This is a genomic window from Micromonospora sp. LZ34 (assembly GCF_052981855.1).
In genome coordinates this window covers 46366-63778 of sequence record NZ_JBRIQN010000023.1, presented here as the reverse complement: position 1 = coordinate 63778, position 17413 = coordinate 46366, and the positions used below count along the sequence as shown (strand labels likewise).

Here is a 17413-nt window from a genome sequence, read left to right as displayed (position 1 = left end):
ACCCGCGCCGCTGCGGTTGTCACCTGGCGCAGGAGCGGGGCGTGAGCAGGTTTCATTCACGTCGTTCAACCCCCACGCGCCGATACGATGAGTGAACGGAACCGGACTCTGGGTGGTGGGCATGGACAGCGACCTGCATATCCGGCGGATCGTCCACCCGACGGACCGGATCGTCACCGGGCGAGTCGTCCGCCTGCTGGACGGGTACCCCCGGGAGCTGAAGGTCGGCCAGCCGGTGCTGGTCGCCGTGCTGGCCGCGGCCGGGGTGGCCGGCCTGCTGGTGGCGCTGGTCCGCGCGCTGCTCTCGGTCGGCGCAGGCGGCGCGCGGCGGCGGTTCAAGGAGCTGCGCAAGGGCCCGGAGTACCTGGTCACGCCGGTGCGGATCCGCGACGCGGCCGGTCAGCTCTGCGAGGTGGAGCTGCACGGGCACCTGCCGCAGAGCGCGCTGCACCCGGCCGACCACGTGCAGCTGACCCTGCGCCGCCAGCGCGACCCCGACCTGCCACCGAAGGTGGAGCGGATCGTCAACCTCACCACCGGGCAGTTACTCACCCCGCGTACCGCGACGCTCTGGTCGCACCTCGGCCCGCCGCTGCTGCTCCAGGCGGCGCTCGGCGCGCTGCTGGTCGCCGCGCTGGTGGCGTGGTCCGCGCTGGGCTGAGGTCGCGGCAGCGACGTTTCGGCCCGGCGGCGCCCGGGCACGGCAGGCGCCATGTTCCCCGGATTCGCCCTCGAGGAGATCGACGTCGGGCCGGTGCGGCTGCGGGTGCGCCACGGCGGCTCCGGGCCGCCGGTGGTGCTCCTGCACGGCCACCCGCGCACCCACGCCACCTGGCACCGGGTGGCGCCGCTGCTGGCCGGCACGCACACCGTGATCTGCCCGGACCTGCGCGGCTACGGCGGCTCGGGCAAGCCGCCGAGCACACCCGACCACACCCCGTACTCGAAGCGGGCGATGGCCGCCGACATCATGGCGCTGCTCGACGTGCTCGGCCACCGGCGGGCCGCGGTGGTCGGCCACGACCGCGGGGCGTACGTGGCGATGCGGGCCGCGCTGGACCACCCGGACCGGGTGCGCCGCCTCGCCGTGCTCGACGGGGTGCCCATCGGCGCGGCCCTGGCCCGCGCCGACGCCCGGTTCGCCGCCCGGTGGTGGCACTGGTTCTTCCTCGGCCAGCTGGACAAGCCGGCCGAGCGGGTGATCAACGCCGATCCGGACGCCTGGTACGGCGGCTCTCCGGCGCAGATGGGCGAGGAGGCGTACGCCGACTACCGGCGGGCGATCCACGACCCGGCCACGGTGCACGCGATGTGCGAGGACTACCGGGCCGGGCTGGGCCCGGACCGGGCCGCGGACGACGCCGACCGGGCGGCCGGGCGGAAGATCCGCTGCCCGGTGCTCTTCGTCTGGTCGACCCGGGACGACATGGTCGAGCTCTACGGTGACCCGGCCGCGATCTGGCGGGACTGGGCCGACGACGTGCGGGCGGCGGCGGTCGAGTCGGGGCACCACCTGGCCGAGGAGGCGCCGGAGCAGCTCGCCGCCGTGCTCGCCGACTTCCTCGCGGACTGACCGCTTAATCGGTGCGGGGCCGGTCCGGGGGCGCAGGGCCAGGGCGGCGGACCGGCCGGCTCAGCCGACCGGGGTCGGGGTGCGGGTCGGCTCGGCGGCCGTGCGCAGCATCCCCCGGCGGTGCGCCCAGCGCTCGAAGACGAGCGTGGCGAACGGCGGCACGGCGCAGGCCAGCGCGACCAGGGTGGCCGGCCAGCTCCAGCGGTGCAGGCGGGAGACGACGGCGACCAGGGCCAGGTAGGCGATGAACAGCCCGCCATGGATCGGCCCGAAGATCTGCACGCCGATCTCGTTGCCGGGCGGGCCGTACTTGACCGCCATGCCGGCCAGCAGGCCCGCCCAGGAACACGCTTCGGCGATCGCCGCGGCCACGTACAGCCGGGTCAGCCGGGTACGCAGGGTGGGGTCAACGGTCACGGCGAGCCATCCTACCCGCCGTGCCGGTCAGCAGAACCAGCCGTCCTGCACCCAGCCCCGGCGGTTGATGTGCCCGTAGGCGAAGCCGTAGACGTACCCGCCCGAGCGCGGCCCCTCGACCAGGAAGGTCTGGCCCTGGTAGAGGGTGCCCATCCAGGCGCCGTTGGGCTGGGTACGGACGAACAGCGACTGGGCGCAGACGGTCTCGCGTACCCCGATCCGGCCGTCGGCGGCCCCGGCGGCGGTTGGCGCGGTGAGCAGCGCGGCGGCGACGGCCGCCGCCAGCACGCCGGCGCGGCGGGCGGTCACCATGAGTCGTACCCTCCGATGCACTCGATGCGCAGGTAGCCCCAGTCGTTGGGGCCGAAGTCGAAGGTGGCGGCCCAGCCGTTGTAGACCGGGTGGGCGCCCGGGGTGTGGCCGATCTTGTTGCCGTAGGGCAGCGTCCGCTTCAGATTGTGCGGCCCGCTGGCCGAGTCGTAGTTGTCGTAGAAGCTGGCGGTCTGGCAGATCACGATCGCGTGCCGGGGCACCACCGGATCCGCCCGCGCGGCCGGCGCGCCGAGCGCCAGCACCAGTGCGGTCGTGCCGAGCGTGGCCGTCGCGGTCCTCGTCCTCCGTCGCGCCGTGGCCTCCCTCACCGTCGCGGATGCCGTCACATTAATCAATCTCGATGAACGACGGGAGCCCTCGTGCCGGATTAACACCCTTGCGGCACGGGAAAGGAGCCTGCGGGGTCTTCCCCGGCTCGTCACCTCCGTGCGAGTTTGGTTGGACCAGCGGTGACAGGGTGGTGACCATGGGCGAGGACGTCGGCGTACGGCACTTCAGCCGCGAGGATCGGGCCCGCTACCGGGAGAAGGTCCGCCGCTGCCTGGACGTCTTCGCGGAGATGCTGCGCGAGTCCCGCTTCGACGTCGACCGGCCGATGACCGGCCTGGAGATCGAGCTGAACCTGGTCGACGACGACTCGATGCCCACCATGCGCAACGCCGACGTGCTGGCCGCCGTGTCGGACCCGAGCTTCCAGACCGAGCTGGGCCAGTTCAACGTGGAGATCAACGTCGAGCCCCGCCGACTGACCGGCACCGGCACCGCCGAGTTCGAGCGGCACGTCCGGGCCAGCCTGAACGCGGCGGAGGAGAAGGCCCGCACCGTCGGCGCGCACATGGTGATGATCGGCATCCTGCCCACGCTGCGCCCCGAGCACCTGACCGCGGAGACGCTCTCCGCCAACCCCCGCTACCGGCTGCTCAACGAGCAGATCTTCGCGGCCCGGGGCGAGGACCTGCGCATCTCGATCAACGGGGTGGAGCGGCTGGCGGTCACCGCCGACACCATCACCCCGGAGGCGGCCTGCACCAGCACCCAGTTCCACCTCCAGGTCAGCCCGGCCCAGTTCGCCGACTACTGGAACGCCGCGCAGGCCATCGCCGGCATCCAGGTGGCCCTCGGCGCCAACTCGCCGCTGTTCTTCGGCCGGGAACTGTGGCGGGAGACCCGGATCCCGCTGTTCCAGCAGGCGACGGACACCCGCTCCGAGGAGATCAAGGCCCAGGGCGTACGGCCCCGGGTGTGGTTCGGCGAACGCTGGATCACCACGGTGTTCGACCTGTTCGAGGAGAACGTGCGCTACTTCCCGGCGCTGCTGCCGGTCTGCGAGCCGGAGGACCCGGCCGAGACGCTCGCCGCGGGCGGGGTGCCCAAGCTGGCCGAGCTGCGGCTGCACAACGGCACCATCTACCGGTGGAACCGGCCGGTCTACGACGTGCTGCGGGGCCGCCCGCACCTGCGGGTGGAGAACCGGGTGCTGCCCGCCGGGCCGACCGTGCTCGACACCATCGCCAACGGCGCCTTCTACTTCGGCCTGGTCCGGGCGCTGGCCGAGGCCGACCGGCCGCTGTGGTCACAGATGTCGTTCAGCGCCGCCGAGGAGAACTTCACCAGCTGCGCCCGGCACGGCATCGACGCGCAGGTGTACTGGCCCGGCCTGGGTTACCTGCCGGTGACCGAACTGGTGCTGCGCCGGCTGCTGCCGCTGGCCCACCACGGGCTGGACCGGTGGGGACTGGACCCGGAGGAGCGCGACCGGCTGCTCGGCATCATCGAGCAGCGCTGCCTGACCGGGCGCAACGGGGCCAGCTGGCAGGTGGAGACGCTGCACCGGCTGGAGTCCGCCGACCACCTGGACCGGCCGGCGGCGCTGCGCGAGGTGGTCCGGCACTACGTCGACCTGATGCACAGCAACCGCCCCGTGCACGAGTGGCCCATACCCTGACCGGGGCTCATCCCGCCGGCCGCGCCCACGGGGAGGGGTCGTCGCGGAGTCTGCTGTAGAGGTACCCGTCGCGCCACCGGCCGGCGCGGAACTCGCAGGCCCGGACCACGCCCTCGAACTGGAAGCCGGCCTTCTCCAGCGACCGCTGCTCGGCGACGTTCTCCGGGTGGGTGCCGGCCTGGATCCGCTGCGCCGGGGTGTGCGCGAAGAGGTAGTCGCAGAGCAGGGCCTGCGCCCGCCAGCCGATGCCCCGCCCGCGCCACTCCGGCACCAGCACGATGCCGATCTCCCAGAATCCGGCCAGCCCGCCGTAACGCCCGGCCCGGTAGCTGACGAAGCCGACGGACCGCTCCGGGTCGACCTCCACGACGAGGCGACCGTCCTGCTCGCCGAGGTAGCCGTCGGCGGCGAAGCGGCGCGCCGGCCCGGCCGCGTCCCGGTACCCGCTCCAGTCCAGCCCGACCAGGCCCGGCTCGGTGGCGAACCGCCGGAACATCGCCAGATCGGGCTCGGCCACCGGGCGCAGCCGGACGGTGAGGCCGTCGGTCTCGTGCACGATGCCGGCGAGCGATTCCTCCATCCGCGACACGCTAGCCGCCCACCGGCCCGCGCGCCGGCCCGGGTGGACCCGCCGCCCGGGTCAGACCTTGAGCAGCACCTTGGTGCAGTCGTCCTGCTTCTTCTGGAAGATCTTGTAGCCCTTCGGGGCGTCCTTGAGGGGCATCCGGTGGCTGACGATGAAGCTCGGGTCGATCTCACCGCGCTGGATGCGCTCCAGCAGCGGGCGGGTGTAGCGCTGGACGTGGCACTGCCCGGTCCGCATGATCAGCGACCGGTTCATGAACGCGCCGATCGGGAACTTGTCGACCACGCCGCCGTACGCGCCGATCACCGAGACCACGCCGCCGCTGCGGCAGGACAGGATCGCCTCGCGCAGCGCGAACGGCCGCTCGGTCTCCAGCCGTACCGCCTGCTTGGCCCGGTCGTACGCGTAGATCGCGGTGTTGCCGTGGTGCCCCTCCAGGCCGACCGCGTCGATGCACGCGTCCGGGCCCCGGCCGGCGGTCAGCTCGTTGAGCGTTTCCAGGACGTCGACCTCTTCGTAGTTGAGCGTCTCGGCGCCGGTGTGCTCGCGGGCCAGCCCCAGCCGGTACGGGTACCGGTCGATGACGATCACCCGCTCGGCGCCGAGCAGCCGGGCGCTGGCGGCGGCGAGCAGCCCGACCGGGCCGGCGCCCCAGATGGCGATCACGTCGCCCGGCTTGATGTCGCACATCTCGGCGCCCATGTAGGCGGTCGGGAACACGTCGGCGAGCATCACCGCCTGGTCGTCGGGGACCTCGTCGGGCACCTTGATCGGCCCGACGTCGGCGAACGGCACCCGCGCGTACTCGGCCTGGCCGCCGGCGTAGCCGCCGAGCAGGTGCGAGTAGCCGAAGATGCCGCCCGGCGAGTGACCCAGGATCTTCTCGGCGATACCGGCGTTGGGGTTGGAGTTCTCGCAGACGGAGTAGAGCCCTCGCTGGCAGGAGTTGCAGTGCCCGCAGGAGATCGGGAACGGCACCACCACCCGGTCGCCGGGCCGGAGGTTGCGCACCTGCGGGCCGACCTCGACCACCTCGCCCATGAACTCGTGGCCGAGGATGTCGCCCTTGCGCATCGCCGGGATGTAGCCGTGGTAGAGGTGCAGGTCGGAGCCGCAGATGGCGGTCGTGGTGATCCGCACGATCGCGTCCCGGGCGTTCATGATCGTCGGGTCCGGCACGTCGACGACCTTGACGCTGTCCGTGCCCGTCCACGTGGTGGCCTTCATCGGCTCTCCTCTCCGGGTCGATCCGTCATCGGCCGGCGGCCGGCAGCGGCTGGGCGGGGCGTTGCATGACCTGCTGGCGCACCGAGATGCCGTCCGGGCTGCCCTCGGAGCGCACCACCTCGCCGGTCTCCAGCACCTGCTTGAACCGGCGCAGGTCGTCGCGCACCTGCTGCTCCGGCTCCTCGCCGAAGAGCTTGGCCACCGCCCGGCCGAGCGCGCCGGCCGGCGGGGCGTAGCGCAGCTGGACCCGCACCTCGGTGCCCCGGTCGCCCGGGGCGGGCACGAACCGGACCCAGCCGGCGTTGGGCACCCGCGCGCCGGGCAGCGACCGCCAGGCCAGCGACCGGTTCGGCTGGTCGTCGATGATCTCCGCGTCCCACTCGACCATCCGGCTGGCGGGCCCGCGGGCGATCCAGTGCGAGCGGCGCAGGTCCACGGCGCGCACCGACTCCAGGTGGGACATGAACCGGGGCAGGTTCTCCACGTCGCGCCAGAACCGGTACGCCTCGGCCGGCGTGCGGTTGACGGTGACCGCCAGCTCCATCCGGATCAGCCGCTGCCGGGCCCGGCGGGCGCGGGCGGCCCGCACGGCGGTGACCAGGTCGACGGCGGTGACGCCGGCGACCACGGCGGTGGTCAGGGCCACCCGTCGGCGCCGATCCCCGCAGCGGTCGGCCCAGGCCCGGCCGAGCAGGGTCAGATCCATAACGTCGCCGGCCACCCGGGTCCACGCCCAGCCGGCCGGCCGGCGGCCTCTGATCAGGCCCACCGCGTGCCCCAGCTCCCGGGTGCCGACGCCCGGGATCACCGCGCGGGCCGCGGGCGAGTCGTCCACTCCGGTCAGCCGCGCGAGAGGGCCCGGCGCGGCGAGCGCGCCCGCACCGAGCGCGAGGCTGAGCCAACCCAGCGCCCGGGGCAGCAGGGCTTTCCGCTCCGGCCCGTCCAGCTCGGGCAGTAGCACCTCGTCGGACCTGTCCACGGTCGGCCTCCTCGATCAGCACAGGGCCACCCGGTCGGTCCGCGGGTGGCCCGGCGGTGAATCCGCCACCGTGACGCTATGCCCCGGAAACGGTCCTTGAACCCGATTCCGGCGAGGTGGTGGCGTCCGTCCGGGCTGATCGACTCCGCATCGGCGATCTGGGGGTGTCCGGGCGGGGTGGACACCCCCATTCCGGCGACGTGGTGTGGCAGCCTTACCGAGTGAACGCGGCCTTGAGTGAACCGGAACCGGTCGGGTTCGAGATCGACGGTGCCGAGATCGCGGTCCGCTTGGCGGGCGATCGGCAGAGACCGGCGCTGCTCCTGATCCACGGGTTTCCGGCCTCCTCGACGTCGTTCCGGAACGTGATCGACACCCTCGCGCGGACCTGCTTCGTGATCGCTCCCGACCTTCCGGGGTTCGGTACTTCCGAGCCGATCGACCGGCCCTCGTTCGCTCGGTTCGCGGATGTGATCGACGGACTGCTCGCGCGACTCGACGCCCGGTCCTTCCACCTCTACCTGCACGACTACGGAGCCGCGGTGGGGCTCCAGCTCGCCACCCGCGCTCCGCACCGGATCCGCAGCCTCATCGTCCAGAACGCCAACGCCCACGAGAGCGGGATCGGACCGCAGTGGTCGGCCACCCGGGCCTACTGGGACGACCCCACACCGGAGCGGGAGGCCGAGGCGACCGCGCACCTGACCTTCGAGGGGGTGCGCGACCAGTACGTGGGCGGCATACCCGGGGACCTCGCAGAGCGCATCGATCCCCGGCTGTGGGAGGAGGACTGGCGGATCATGTCGCTCCCCGGCCGGCTGGAGACGAACCGTGCGCTGGTGCTCGACTATCGCCACCACGTGGCGCGCTTCGGGGAGATCGCCGACTACCTCGATCGCTGGCAGCCCCCCGCCCTGATGCTGTGGGGACGGCACGACATCTTCTTCGACCTCGCCGAGACCCTCTCCTGGCTGAAGGCACTCCCGCGGATGGAGGCGCACATCCTCGACGGACCACACTTCCTGCTGGAGACCCATCCGGCCGAGTGCGCCGCCTTGATGGACGCCTTCGTCACGCGGGTGGAGGGATAGCATCGCCGCTGAACGGCCCTGCCGTTGGCGCGACGAGAGCAGCCGGCGGCCGCCGGATCACCGGGCTGGGCCTACCAGCGTCGCAGCCTCCCGGAGCGCGGCGACCGCCGTCCGCACCGCCGGCGCGTGCTCGACCGCGTCGTGCACCACCGCGTGGATCGACCGGATCGGTGTCGGGCGGACGAGCCGGACGCAGGTCACGCCGTGGGGCAGGTGGGCCGCGCCGAGCGCGGGGAGCACCGTCAGGCCGATACCGGCCGCGACGAAGGCGAGTGCCGTCGGGTAGTCGTGCGCCTCGACCCGGAAGGCCGGGCTGAACCCGGCGGCGGTGCAGGCCTCGATGAGGTTGTCGCGGCACCAGCCGCGGGCGAAGTCGTTGTCGACCCAGCCCTCGTCGGCCAGGTCGGCCAGGTCCACCTCCTCCTGCCCGGCGAGACGGTGCCCGGCGGGCAGCACGGCCACGTAGGGGTCGTCGCGGAGGTGCTGGGCGGTGAAGCCGGAACCGGGGTCGACGCCGGGGCGGGCCACGACCACCTGGACGTCGGCGCGTTCCTCCCGGCTGTCCGGGATCTGTTCGCGCAGTTGCAGGTCGAGCCGGACACCGGGGAGTTCGGTGAGGATGCGCCGCACCACGAACGGCATCCACGCCGCCCCGACCGACGCGAAGTACGCGATGGACAGTGCGCCGGTGCGGCCGGCCCGCAGGTCGGCGATCAACGACTCGGCCGCGCCGAGCCGGGCGAGCACCCGCTCGGCCTCGGCGGCCAGGGCGTGCCCGGCTGCCGTGGGCCGCAGGCCCCGCCCGGCCCGGGCGAGGAGCGTGAGGCCCGTCTCCCGCTGGAGTGCGGTGAGGTGCTGACTGATGGCGGAGGGGGTGTAGCCGAGGTTGGCGGCGGCCGCCTGGACGGACCCGGACGCCACGACGGAACGGAAGACACGGAGACGGTGGACGTCGAGCACGGGACAACCCTAAAGCACGACTAAATCGTTGTGAAGAGAGATTCACTGGTGCTGCACAGTCAGCCGAATCAGAATCACCATATGACCCGTGCGCACAGCGCCAGCCTCGCCGCCCCGAGCAGCTCCGACGCCCAGCCCCCGGCGGTCGGGGACGCACTCACCCGCGCGCCGGCGTACCCACCGCTCGGGTCCTGGCCGATCGTCGCCGCGGCCGGGACCACGGTGTTCCTGTGGGCGTCGGCGTTCGTCGGCATCCGCTTCGCCGGACACGACTACTCCCCCGGCGCCATGGCGCTGGGCCGCATGGCGGCGGCGTCCGCCGCGCTGAGCGCGTTCGTGGCACTCACCGCCGGCGTCCGACGCAGGCGAGCGCCGCACGTCGCGTCGGGGCCGGGCCGCTGGGCCGCCCTTCCCCGGGGCGGAACCCTGGGGCTGATCGCGCTGTGGGGCGTGGCCTGGTTCGGCGGGTACAACGTGGCGCTCAACGCGGCCGAGCGGCTGGTCGACGCCGGCACGGCGGCGCTGCTGGTGGCGACCGCGCCCATCCTCGTCGCGGTGGCCGCGGTCGCCGTCCTGGGCGAGCGGCTCACCGGCCGGCTCGGCGTCGGGGTGGCGATCGCCTTCGCGGGGGTCGCTCTGATCGCGGCCGGTGGCTTCACCGGGCAGGCCGACAAGGTCGGCGTCGCGCTGGCGGTGCTCTCCGCCGTGCTGTACGCCTTCGGCGTACTGCTCCAGAAACGCCTGCTGGCGCGGGTGGACGCCGTGACGATGACCTGGCTCGGCGCGCTGGCCGGGACGGCGGCCCTGCTGCCGTTCGCGCCCGCGCTCCTCGCGGAGCTCGCCACTGCCCCGCCGTCGGCCACCCTGAGCATGCTCTACCTGGGCGTGTTCCCGACCGCGGTCGGCTTCCTCACCTGGGGTTACGTGCTGTCCCGCTGGACCGCCGGTCGCACCACCGCCGCGACCTACCTGGCGCCGCCGGTGACCGTGCTGCTGTCGTGGACGCTGCTGGGCGAGGTACCGGCGCCGCTCGCCCTGCTCGGCGGCGCGCTCTGCCTGGCCGGCGTGGTGCTCGCGACCCGCCGCTGACGCCCATCCCAAGGCGGCACTCCCCCTACAGCGACCCCCGCCGGCCCGCGGTCGACCTGCACCGCTGAGGCACCACCGCGACCCACCGGGCCGGCGGGGCCGCAAGGTGCGTGATCCGCCACCCGCCGCCCACCCGATGTAAAAGTTTCTAGACATGGTGTCAAGAACGCCTTACTCTGGCTGTGTCAAGAATTATTTACATCGGGAGGCGGTCATGACGCACGAGGAGAAACGCGCCTGGATCAGGCTGGTCGTCAGCGCGGTCGGATACGCCGTGTATGCCATCGTCGTCCTGAGCCGGGTCGACGGCGGGCCGTTGTCCGCCACCCCCTACGCCGGCGTTCTGCTGTGGACGATCGGCGGCGCCATCGTCGCGAGCATCGTGGCCGAGATCGGGATGGGCGTGGTGAACCCGCGGGCGTCCCGGGTCAAGGACGTGCGCGACCGGGAGATCGGGCGGCTCGGCGACCACGTCGGCCAGGCGTTCGTCATCATCGGCGCGGTGTCGGCGATGCTCATGGCGTTGGCCGAGTGGGACTGGTTCTGGATCGCCAACGTCATCTACCTGTGCTTCGTCCTGTCGGCGGTGGTCGGCTCCCTGGCGAAGGTGATCGTCTACCGCAGGGGTGTCCCGCAGTGGTGAAGCCGACCCGCGTCACGAACAACATCCGTGCGCTGCGCTTCGCGCACGACGAGATGACCCAGGCCGAGCTCGCCGAGCGGATCGGCGTGACCCGGCAGACCGTCATCGCCATCGAGCAGGGCCGCTACTCGCCCTCGCTGGAGATGGCGTTCCGGATCGCCCACGTGTTCGGCGCGCGGCTCGACGACGTGTTCCAGTACCCCGAGGAGGCGACACCGTGAAGGCCATCGTCCACGACACCTACGGCCCGGCGGACGTACTCCAGCTCCGTGACATCGACCAGCCCGCCATCGGCGACAAAGACGTCCTGGTCCAGGTCCGCGCGGCCGGCGTCGACCCCGGAGTGTGGATCTTCATGACCGGCCGCCCCTACCTGGCGCGGCTGGCGAGCGGGTTGCGCCGGCCCCGGATGCCGGTGCGCGGCCGGGACCTGGCCGGGGTGGTGGCCGCGGTGGGCGCCCGGGTGACCCGGTTCCGGCCGGGCGACGAGGTGTATGGCACCTGCCTGCGCGGCTCGTACGCCGAGTTCGCGAGCACGCCCGAGCGGCGGCTGGCCCGCAAGCCGGCCAACCTGTCGTTCGCGCAGGCCGCCGCGGTGCCGGTCTCCGGGATGACGGCGCTGCGGGCGGTACGCGACAGCGGCGAGGCCCGCGCCGGGCACCGGGTGCTGGTCATCGGCGCGTCCGGCGGGGTCGGGTCCCACGCCGTGCAGATCGCCAAGGCGTACGGGGCGACGGTCACCGCCGTCTGCGCCCCGGCCAGGGCCGATTTCGTCCGCTCCCTCGGCGCCGACGACGTCCTCGACTACACCAGCGAGGAGGTCGACCGCGACGGCCCGGTCTACGACGTGGTCATCGACACCGGCGGTGACCGGCCGTTCTCTCTCCTGCGCCGCGCCCTCACCCCGCGCGGGACGCTGGCGCTGGTCGGCGGCGCGTACACCAAGGGCCCGGTGCTCAGCGGCTACGACCGGCAGATGGTCCGCGCGCCGCTGCTGTCCCTGTTCGTCGGCCAACGGCTGCGCAGCGTCAGCGCCATGGAGCGAGCCGACGATCTGGACGAGCTGGGGACTCTCATCGAGTCTGCCGCGCTCACCCCGGCGGTGGACCGCACCTACCCCCTGGCCGAGGCGGCGGACGCGATCCGGCACCTCCGGGACGGGCACCCCGCCGGAAAGATCGTCGTCACCATCTGACCTGCTGGCCCTACCTGGCGTGTGCAGGGCCATCTGGCCGCCGGATGCCGGCCGCCCGGAACCAGATATCTCCTCGCAGGCGATATGACTGCCAGGCATGAATATTCCTGACAGTCATATCGCTCACCAGCGAATCCCTCCCGCCGGCCGGGATGCGTCCCCGCCTGATCAGTCCGAGTTGAACCACACCAGGACGCCGGACCCGTCAGGGGTGATCACGGGTACCCAGGCCTCGTCGACCTCGCGCATCCGGCTCTCGTCCAGCCGCAGCGGATGCACCTCCTCGCTGTGGCTAGTTCCAGGTACCCGCGCCACGGAAGTCCACCTCGAACAGGTGACGGAGCGCGTCCAGCGCATCGGTGCCGGCCACCGGGACAAGAAACCCTTCGACCTGGCCCTGCCGGCACGCCGTGCCGCCGTACTGCTGCTGGTAGAAAGATAACCCGGTCGATGACGACCGTGCCGGCTGTTAGCGTCGTTCCGTGTTCGCCACCGAACGGGTCCGACTGCGCCCACCCACGCCCGACGACGCGCCGAACCTGTTCCGCCTGAAGAGCGATCCCGAGCTGCACTTGATCACCGACGGGGAGCCGTTCCTGCCGCGCCACGTCGGCCAGCTCCGGGCCTGGCTGGAAAAGCAGGTCAACGAGCCGCCCGATGGCCAGAGCACGGTGTCGCTGCTGGCCGAGACCGTGGCCGACGGCACGTTCCTGGGCAGCGGCGTGCTGTGGGGGATCAACGCGTTCAACCGGTACGCCCACCTCGGCATCACGCTGGTCCCCGAGGCGCGCGGCCAGGGGTACGGGACCGAGGTGATCCGGCTGCTCTGCCGGTACGGCTTCCGCAACCGCAACCTGCGCCGGCTGGAACTGGAGACGCTGGCCAGCAACGTGGCCATGCGGCGGACCGCGGAGGCCTGCGGCTTCACGCACGAGGGCACCCAGCGGGAGCGCGAGTACGACGGCAACGGCTTCGGCGACTTTGTGCTCTACGGCCTGCTCCGGCGCGACTGGAAGCCGTAGCCGGGCGGTCCGCCAGCTTACCTGGCACCGCGACTCCATGATCGACCCGGAGAGGGCGGGTCAGCGGGTGAGGCCGACCAGGCGGCCAGGCGGGCCGCGCCGGCCGGGGCCGGGTGGCCCCGGGCGACCTCGGCGATCACCCGTACGCACCTGAGGCCAGCACCGGACCTCGGCCGGCGCGACGGCGTCGGCCTCGACCAGCGCGCGGGCCGCCCCGCGCAGGTCACCGGCCGCCAGGAGCCGATTTCATCCCGACATTTCAGCCGATCGCTCACTCGGAAGTGGTCCGCCCACGGCTCGACGCTCGATGACGGCAACTCATAGCGCCACGATCGCCGCCGTCTCCGCCGGCAGTTCGATCCGGTCCCGCATCACCGTGACGCCGTCCGCCGTGGCCAGCAGCACCCGCCGCGCCACCCCCGGCAGCGTGATCCCCTGCGGCCTACCGGCGAGGTTCGCAACCACCAGCGTCTCCCCCCGCCGCATCACCAGGAAGTGGTCGCCGTGGCGGACCTGCACCCGGTCCAGCCGCGGATCGGTCAGGTCGGTCCGGCTCTTGCGCAGCGCGATCAGCCGCCGGTAGAAGTCGTACATCTCGCGGTGTTCGGGCTTGTCCAGCTCGGCCCAGTCCAGCCGGGACCGGACGACGGTCTGCGGGTCCTGCGGATCCGGCACCTCCCCCGGCGGCCACCCGTGCGCGGCGAACTCCCGGCGCCGGCCGGTCGCCACCGCGGTCGCCAGCTCCGGCTCGGGGTGGCTGGTGAAGAACTGCCACGGCGTCGATGCCGCCCACTCCTCCCCCATGAACAGCATCGGCGTGAACGGCGCCGTCATCAGCAACGTCGCCCCCACCCGAAGCAGCGAAGGTGACAGCGACGCCGAGATCCGGTCCCCCGCCGCCCGGTTGCCGATCTGGTCGTGGTTCTGCAGGTACGCCACGAACCGGTGCCCCGGCGTGCGCTGCCGGTCGACGGGCCGGCCATGGCTGCGGTTGCGGAAGCTGGACCAGGTGCCGGCGTGGAAGAAGGCGCCGGTCAGCACCTCGCCCAGGCATTCGAGGGAGCCGAAGTCGCCGTAGTAGCCCTGCCGCTCGCCGGTGAGCAGGGTGTGCAGGGCGTGGTGCGCGTCGTCGTTCCACTGGGCGTGCAGGCCGTAGCCACCCGCCTCGCGCGGGATGATCAGCCGGGGGTCGTTCAGGTCGGACTCGGCGATCAGCGACAGCGGCCGGCCGAGGTGGGTGGAGAGCGACTCCACCTCGACCGCCAACTGCTCCAGCAGCGGGGTGGCCCGGGAATCGACCAGCGCGTGCACGGCGTCCAAGCGCAGCCCGTCGACGTGGTAGTCGCGCAGCCACATCAGCACGCTGTCGACGATGTAGCGGCGCACCTCGTCGGAGTGCGGACCGTCCAGATTGACCGCGCGCCCCCAGGGGTTGGTCTGCTCGGCCAGGTAGGGGCCGAACCGCGGCGCGTAGGCCCCGGAGGGCCCGAAATGGTTGTAGACGACGTCGAGGATCACCCCCAGGCCCTTGGCGTGGGCCGCGTCGACCAGCCGTTTCAGGCCGTCCGGCCCGCCGTAGGGCTGGTGCGGGGCATACCAGCAGACCCCGTCGTAGCCCCAGTTGTGCTCGCCGTTGAAGGCGTTCACCGGGAGCAGTTCGACCATGTCGACGCCGAGTTCGACCAGGTGGTCGAGGCGGCCGATCGCCGCGTCGAAGGTGCCCTCCGGGGTGAAGGTGCCGACGTGCAGCTCGTAGAGGATGCTGCCGGGCAGTTGCCGGCCGGTCCACGACGTGTCGGTCCAGTCGAACGCGGCGTGGTCGTAGAGCCGGCTCGGCCCGTGCACCCCGTGCGGCTGCCACGCGGAACGCGGATCGGGCAGCGGCTGGTCGTCGTCGTCGAGGAGGAAGGCGTAGTCGGTGCCGGGGCCGGCGCCGGGCACCTCGACCCGCCACCAGCCGTCCGGCCCGGCACGCATCGCGCGGTCGGCGCCGCCGGTCAGGCGCAGCCGGACCCGGGCGGCGTCCGGCGCCCACACCGCGAATTCGGTCATGACGCAGCCTCCACGGACTCGGGGGTGGGAGCCAGCAGCGCGACGGGATAGGTGCTCAACAGATCATGAAGGAGCAGGTCAGACCCACTGTAGACCCGACCGGTGAACATGTCCGTAACACGATGAACGGAAATCGACAGCGTGGTCTGCCGCCAGCCGCCGGCGCGGGCCAGCGCGAGCGGCAGCCGGGTCGCCACCGCGATCGCGCCGCCCCGGTCGAAGGCGACCGCGTGCCGACCGGCCGGGCCGTGCGCGGGCACCGGCCGGTAGCCGGTGAACAGCTCCGGGCGGTCCCGGCGCAGCCGCAGGGTGCGGGAGACCACCAGCAGCTTGGCCGCCCCGCCGGCGTCGACCGGGGGCCGCCAGCCGCCGTCGAGCCGGTCCAGCAGCTGCCGGCGTACGGCGAAGTCGACCGGCCGGCGGTTGTCCGGGTCGACCAGCGAGTTGTCCCACAGCTCGGTGCCCTGGTAGGTGTCCGGCATCCCGGGCATGGCCAGCTGCACCAGCTTCTGCCCGAGCGAGTTGGACCAGCCGGCCGGAGTGATCTCGGACGCGAACGCGGTCAGCTCGGCGTGCAACTCCGGGTCGTCGTACATCGCGTCGACCATGGCGTGCATCGCCCGCTCGAACGCCGGGTCCGGGTCGGTCCAGCTGGTCGACGCGGCGGCCTCCCGGGCCGCCTTCTCGGCGTACGCGTGCAGCCGCTCGCGCTCGATCGACCAGGCGCCGACGGCGGTCTGCCACAGCAGGTGCGCGAAGGCCGGGTCGGGCAGCGGCGCGCGTTCCATCCAGTCGCTCACCAGCGACGCCCACCGCTCCGGCAGCTCCGACAGGACGGCCAGCCGAGCCCGCACGTCCTCCGACCGCTTGGTGTCGTGGGTGGAGAGCGTGGTCATGCCCGCCGGCCAGCGGACCTGTCGGGCGGTCGCGAAGCGGTGGAACTCGGCGGGCGGCACGCCGAAGTGGGCGGGGCTGCCGCCGACCTCGTTGAGCGCCACAAACCGGCTCCATCGGTAGAACGCGGTGTCCTCCACGCCCTTGGCCATCACCGCCCCGGTGTACTGGGGGAAGCGTCGGGCCAGTTCGTCGTCGGGGTCGCGCAGCCGGCGGGTGACCGCGTCCAGGGCGCCGGTGAGGTCGGGGCGGCGCCGGCCGGCCTCGGCGCGGGCGGTGGCCAGGTGCCGGGCGCCCTCGGGCGGGTAGCCCCGGTAGACCGGGAAGGCGGCGGCGAGTTCGGCCAGCGCCGCCCGGGCCGCGGCCGGCGCCACGTCGGGGACCAGGGCGGCCAGCCGGGTCAGCTCGGCGGTCAGCAGCCGGGTGGCCGCGGCGAGCTTGGTGTCGTGGGTCAGGTTCTGCCAGGAGGTCGGCCGGCCGACCAGCCGGGTGTCGAGGGCGGTGAAATCGGCCTCGGCGTCGGGGTCGACGAAGAGCCCGCAGACGGCGGCGACGGCGTCGTAGCCGGTGGTGCCGTCCACCGGCCAGTCCGGCAGCTCCTCGCCGTACTCCAGGATCTTCTCCACCAGCAGCCAGACCCCCGGCGCGGCCGCCCGCAGCCGGGCCAGGTAGCCGGCCGGGTCGCGCAGCCCGTCCGGGTGGTCGACCCGGATGCCGTCGGCCTCGCCGGCGGCCACCCAGCGCAGGATCTCGGCGTGGGTGGCGGCGAACACCTCCGGGTCCTCCACCCGTAGGCCGGCCAGGTCGGAGACGGCGAAGAACCGGCGGTAGGTCAGCTCGGCGTCGCCGCGGCGCCAGGAGACCAGCTCGTAGTGCTGCCGGTCGTGCACCTGCCGCGGGGTGCCGTCGCCGGTGCCGTCGGCGATCGGAAAGCGGTGCTCGTGGTAGCGCAGCTCGCCGTCGGCCAGCTTGAGGTCGTCCAGCGCGTTCGGCGCTTCGGCCAGCACCGGCAGCAGCAGCCGGCCGCGGTCCCAGTCGATGTCGAACCAGCGGGCGTACGCCGACTCGCGGCCCCGGCGCAGCACGTCCCACCAGGCGGGGTTGGCCGCCGGCACGGCCACCCCGGCGTGGTTGGGGACGATGTCCACGACCAGGCCGAGGCCGACCGCCCGCAGGGCGCGCAGCAGTCGCTGCCGGGCAGCCTCGCCGCCGAGCTCCGGGTTGGCCGCCCGGTGGTCGACCACGTCGTAGCCGTGCGCGGAGCCGGGGGTGGCGGTCAGCAGCGGCGCGCTGTAGAGATCGGTGACGCCGAGGTCGGCGAGGTAGCCGGCGAGACCGGCGGTGGCGTCCAGGTCGAAGCCGGGGCGGACCTGCACCCGGTAGGTCGCGCGAGGGGTCGCGGACATG

19 protein-coding genes and 1 pseudogene are annotated in these 17413 nt (G+C 73.0%); 9 read left to right on the top strand and 11 right to left on the bottom strand.

Annotation, left to right across the window (positions count from 1 at the left end):
- Positions 1-112 precede the first annotated feature (112 nt).
- The gene (locus ACVCAH_RS23170; RefSeq protein WP_447138341.1) at positions 113-661 is read left to right on the top strand and encodes a hypothetical protein; all 549 of its coding nucleotides are present in this window, start codon (positions 113-115) and stop codon (positions 659-661) included.
- Between the two features lie 51 nt (positions 662-712).
- Positions 713-1573: an alpha/beta fold hydrolase gene (locus ACVCAH_RS23165; RefSeq protein ID WP_447138289.1), complete on the top strand. Its 861-nt coding sequence runs from the start codon at positions 713-715 to the stop codon at positions 1571-1573.
- Positions 1574-1633: 60 nt separating this feature from the next.
- On the opposite strand, the gene ACVCAH_RS23160 is transcribed toward ACVCAH_RS23165, so the two are convergent.
- From ACVCAH_RS23160 to ACVCAH_RS23150, 3 genes are read right to left on the bottom strand one after another with little or no spacing between them, the layout of a single operon-like run.
- On the bottom strand, positions 1634-1990 hold the full coding sequence (locus ACVCAH_RS23160; protein ID WP_447138288.1) for a DUF3817 domain-containing protein: 357 nt from the start codon (positions 1988-1990) through the stop codon (positions 1634-1636).
- A 27-nt stretch (positions 1991-2017) separates the two neighbouring features.
- The gene (locus ACVCAH_RS23155) at positions 2018-2302 is read right to left on the bottom strand and encodes a hypothetical protein (protein WP_447138287.1); all 285 of its coding nucleotides are present in this window, start codon (positions 2300-2302) and stop codon (positions 2018-2020) included.
- On the bottom strand, positions 2296-2631 hold the full coding sequence (locus tag ACVCAH_RS23150) for a hypothetical protein (RefSeq protein WP_447138286.1): 336 nt from the start codon (positions 2629-2631) through the stop codon (positions 2296-2298). The genes ACVCAH_RS23155 and ACVCAH_RS23150 overlap by 7 nt, the downstream gene beginning before the upstream one ends.
- Positions 2632-2789: 158 nt before the next feature.
- Between ACVCAH_RS23150 and ACVCAH_RS23145 the strand changes: the two genes are divergently transcribed.
- Positions 2790-4268 (top strand): glutamate--cysteine ligase, encoded by a 1479-nt coding sequence (locus ACVCAH_RS23145; protein ID WP_447138285.1) that lies wholly within the window; start codon positions 2790-2792, stop codon positions 4266-4268.
- Between the two features lie 7 nt (positions 4269-4275).
- Here ACVCAH_RS23145 and ACVCAH_RS23140 read toward each other — a convergent pair whose 3' ends face one another.
- From ACVCAH_RS23140 to ACVCAH_RS23130, 3 genes are read right to left on the bottom strand one after another with little or no spacing between them, the layout of a single operon-like run.
- The gene (locus tag ACVCAH_RS23140; RefSeq protein ID WP_447138284.1) at positions 4276-4848 is read right to left on the bottom strand and encodes a GNAT family N-acetyltransferase; all 573 of its coding nucleotides are present in this window, start codon (positions 4846-4848) and stop codon (positions 4276-4278) included.
- 60 nt (positions 4849-4908) lie between these two features.
- Positions 4909-6081 carry a zinc-dependent alcohol dehydrogenase gene (locus ACVCAH_RS23135; RefSeq protein WP_447138283.1) on the bottom strand — a complete coding sequence of 391 codons (1173 nt, stop codon included), beginning with the start codon at positions 6079-6081 and terminating at the stop codon, positions 4909-4911.
- 25 nt (positions 6082-6106) lie between these two features.
- Positions 6107-7060: an SRPBCC family protein gene (locus ACVCAH_RS23130; RefSeq protein ID WP_447138282.1), complete on the bottom strand. Its 954-nt coding sequence runs from the start codon at positions 7058-7060 to the stop codon at positions 6107-6109.
- Between the two features lie 221 nt (positions 7061-7281).
- Here ACVCAH_RS23130 and ACVCAH_RS23125 point away from each other — a divergent pair, with 221 nt between their 5' ends.
- The gene (locus ACVCAH_RS23125) at positions 7282-8151 is read left to right on the top strand and encodes an alpha/beta fold hydrolase (protein WP_447138281.1); all 870 of its coding nucleotides are present in this window, start codon (positions 7282-7284) and stop codon (positions 8149-8151) included.
- Positions 8152-8208: 57 nt separating this feature from the next.
- Here the strand turns inward: ACVCAH_RS23125 and ACVCAH_RS23120 are convergent, their stop codons facing one another.
- Positions 8209-9111 (bottom strand): LysR family transcriptional regulator, encoded by a 903-nt coding sequence (locus ACVCAH_RS23120; RefSeq protein ID WP_447138280.1) that lies wholly within the window; start codon positions 9109-9111, stop codon positions 8209-8211.
- 81 nt (positions 9112-9192) lie between these two features.
- Between ACVCAH_RS23120 and ACVCAH_RS23115 the strand changes: the two genes are divergently transcribed.
- The 4 genes from ACVCAH_RS23115 (at position 9193) to ACVCAH_RS23100 (ending at position 12038) form a co-directional block, all read left to right on the top strand.
- On the top strand, positions 9193-10200 hold the full coding sequence (locus ACVCAH_RS23115; protein WP_447138279.1) for a DMT family transporter: 1008 nt from the start codon (positions 9193-9195) through the stop codon (positions 10198-10200).
- A 214-nt stretch (positions 10201-10414) separates the two neighbouring features.
- Positions 10415-10843, top strand: a complete 429-nt coding sequence (locus ACVCAH_RS23110; protein ID WP_447138278.1) for a hypothetical protein — start codon at positions 10415-10417, stop codon at positions 10841-10843.
- A complete protein-coding gene (locus ACVCAH_RS23105) occupies positions 10837-11064 on the top strand; it encodes a helix-turn-helix transcriptional regulator (RefSeq protein ID WP_447138277.1) in 228 nt (75 codons plus the stop codon). Before ACVCAH_RS23110 ends, ACVCAH_RS23105 begins: the two co-directional genes overlap by 7 nt.
- Positions 11061-12038: an NAD(P)-dependent alcohol dehydrogenase gene (locus ACVCAH_RS23100; RefSeq protein WP_447138276.1), complete on the top strand. Its 978-nt coding sequence runs from the start codon at positions 11061-11063 to the stop codon at positions 12036-12038. Before ACVCAH_RS23105 ends, ACVCAH_RS23100 begins: the two co-directional genes overlap by 4 nt.
- A gap of 168 nt (positions 12039-12206) precedes the next feature.
- Here ACVCAH_RS23100 and ACVCAH_RS23095 read toward each other — a convergent pair whose 3' ends face one another.
- Positions 12207-12353: a DUF6210 family protein gene (locus tag ACVCAH_RS23095; protein WP_447138275.1), complete on the bottom strand. Its 147-nt coding sequence runs from the start codon at positions 12351-12353 to the stop codon at positions 12207-12209.
- A pseudogene (locus tag ACVCAH_RS23090) lies at positions 12331-12414 on the bottom strand (hypothetical protein); the annotation flags it as partial. The pseudogene ACVCAH_RS23090 and the gene ACVCAH_RS23095, both read right to left, overlap by 23 nt.
- A gap of 106 nt (positions 12415-12520) precedes the next feature.
- Here ACVCAH_RS23090 and ACVCAH_RS23085 point away from each other — a divergent pair.
- A complete protein-coding gene (locus ACVCAH_RS23085) occupies positions 12521-13060 on the top strand; it encodes a GNAT family N-acetyltransferase (protein WP_447138274.1) in 540 nt (179 codons plus the stop codon).
- Between the two features lie 318 nt (positions 13061-13378).
- Here ACVCAH_RS23085 and treZ read toward each other — a convergent pair whose 3' ends face one another.
- Positions 13379-15112, bottom strand: a complete 1734-nt coding sequence (gene treZ, locus ACVCAH_RS23080; RefSeq protein ID WP_447138273.1) for a malto-oligosyltrehalose trehalohydrolase — start codon at positions 15110-15112, stop codon at positions 13379-13381.
- Positions 15109-17412 carry a malto-oligosyltrehalose synthase gene (gene treY, locus ACVCAH_RS23075; protein ID WP_447138272.1) on the bottom strand — a complete coding sequence of 768 codons (2304 nt, stop codon included), beginning with the start codon at positions 17410-17412 and terminating at the stop codon, positions 15109-15111. Before treY ends, treZ begins: the two co-directional genes overlap by 4 nt.
- Position 17413 lies beyond the last annotated feature (1 nt).